The following is a 2,297-nucleotide window of genomic DNA, read 5'->3' as shown; positions in this document are numbered from 1 at the left end:
CCCGCCGATGACGACAGAGACCCGGGGGCGTCCGTTGGCGGTGAAGGGCCGCGCATAGGCCTCGGCGGGTGTGCGGCCATCGACGCTGATGATGGGCAGCGGCGCGCCGCCGGGGCCCGGTGCGGTCAGGCCGGCGATCGGCGCGGCCGGCATCCCGCCGCCTGCGGTCGGCACGACGGGCGGCGCGACCTCGCCCATCACGGAGATGGTCGCTTCGTTCTCGGCGTGCAGGCTCACCGGCTTCTCGGACAGCTCGAACGTATCCGGCTTGAAGGCGGCTTCCGTCTCGCTCTCTTCGGTCAGGGCCTGTCGCCAGCCCTCCGGGGCATTGCGCGTCGCCCCCAGGGCGGTGAGAGCGGCCCGGACTTCCGGGGTTCCGGCACTGGGATTGCCGGTCAGCAGCACCAGACTGAGCAGGGACAGCAGAAACAGAAGTCCCGCCCCGCCGGCGGTGATGAACGGGTTGGACGCCGCCGCCATCAGGCGCGCACGGAGGTCTCCGGCCGGCTCGGTGGCTGGCACGGCGGCGGCATAGGCGGGCTTGCGGGAAAAGATGGCGGCCATTGCGGCGACCTTAGCCGGCAAGCTTCAAATTTATGGTTAACAAGGTCCTGCGGCGAAATGGCCTCCCCGGGTCGGGGAGGCCGTACGCCGGCCTACTTCTTTTCGATAAGCGGCTTGCCCATGGCCGCAGCCTTGGCGGTGACTTCGGCGATCTTGGCCACAGGCTTGGGCAGTTTCGGCACGGATTCGACCGAGCCGGCCTTCAGCACGGCCACGGCCCGCTCAAGCTGGAAATCGCCCTTCTTTTCGTCAAAGGCGGCAGGCGGAGCCTCGGCCGGGACATGGGTGCCCTGGCGGGTCTTGCCTTCATCGGCATTGAGCGCGTTCTTGAAACTGGCCTCGCTGAACCAGACGCGATTGGCGATGTCCTGGGCCTGCTCGCGGGTCTGGGCGACCTCGAGATCCGGGACGATGCCCGTCTTCTGGATGGAGCGGCCCGACGGGGTGAAATACTTCGCCGTAGTCAGCTTCAGCGCTCCGTCAGCCCCGCCGCGCAGCGGGATCACGGTCTGCACCGAGCCCTTGCCGAAGCTGGTCAGGCCGACCAGTTCGGCCCGCTTGCGGTCCTGCAGGGCACCGGCGACGATTTCCGCCGCCGAGGCCGAGCCCTGGTTGATCAGGACCACCATCGGCAGGCCGTTCAGCACGTCGCCGGGCGTCGCGTTCAGGCGCTGGATGTCCCGCGGGCCACGACCCCGCTGGCTGACAACCTCACCGCCGTCGAGGAACAGGTCGGCCACGCCACGCGCCTGGTCCAGAAGACCGCCGGGATTGTTGCGCAGATCGAGGATCAGACCCTTCATCTGGGGGTTCTTGGCCTTGAGATCGGCGATCGAGCCGGCCAGGGCGTCGGTGGCCTTTTCGTTGAAGCCGGGCAGGCGGACATAGCCGTAGTCGCCTTCCATGCGGGCGATGGCGGCCTTGGGCTTGATCACCTCACGGACCAGCTTGACGTCGAACGGGTCGGTCTTCTCGCGGGCGATGGTCAGGGATACGGCCTCGCCGGGCGCGCCGCGCATCTGCTTGACCGCCTCATTGACCGTCAGGCCCAGAACGCTCTGGCCATTGACGGCGGTGATGTAGTCGCCGGCCTGGATGCCCGCACGCGAGGCCGGGGTGCCGTCCATCGGCGAGATGACCTTGACGACGCCTTCTTCGCTGGTGACCTCGATCCCAAGGCCGCCATACTCGCCACGGGTGGTGTCCTGCATGTCCTCGAAGCTGTCCGGCGACAGATAGCCCGAATGGGGATCGAGGCTGGTCAGCATGCCGTCCAGGGCCGCCTCGATCAGCTTCTTGTCATCGACCTCGGTGACATACTGGTCCTCGACCGTGCCGAGCACGTCGCCGAACAGCTCCAGCAGGCGGTAGGTCTTGGTCTTGGGCGGAATGTTCGCCTGGGCGATCGGGCTGACATATGCCATCGCCCCCGCACCGAGGACGAAGGCCGAAACACCGATGAGCAGGTACTTGCGCATAAGGCCCTAAAGTTTCCCAGGCGACGTTGTGCGTCGCGTTATGACAACTCGCCCTCGACCCTGCGGGAAAAGAACGTTCCATTTACGGCCATCATTGCTGAAAATGCCGTCTACTGCGACCCCTGCTGCAACCAGCGTGCCGGATCGGCCGGAGCCCCGTCCTCGCGGACCTCCAGATAGAGTTCCGGATCAAGGGAGGTCCCCACGGCCATCCTGCCGACCGGCGTACCGGCCACGACCGATTGTCCGGGGGCG

Annotated in this window: 1 protein-coding gene and 1 pseudogene; both read right to left on the bottom strand. The window is 67.1% G+C overall.

Features of this window, described 5'->3' with window-relative positions; all coding sequences use genetic code 11:
• Positions 1-564, bottom strand: a pseudogene (locus DBR10_RS20240) (divergent polysaccharide deacetylase family protein); the annotation flags it as partial.
• Positions 565-656: 92 nt separating this feature from the next.
• A complete protein-coding gene (locus DBR10_RS16325; RefSeq protein WP_108505905.1) occupies positions 657-2,042 on the bottom strand; it encodes a S41 family peptidase in 1,386 nt (461 codons plus the stop codon).
• Between the last annotated feature and the right edge of the window lie 255 nt (positions 2,043-2,297).

The organism is Caulobacter sp. HMWF025 (genome assembly GCF_003060965.1).
Taxonomy (GTDB): domain Bacteria; phylum Pseudomonadota; class Alphaproteobacteria; order Caulobacterales; family Caulobacteraceae; genus Caulobacter.
This window is presented reverse-complemented; position numbering and strand designations above follow the sequence as displayed.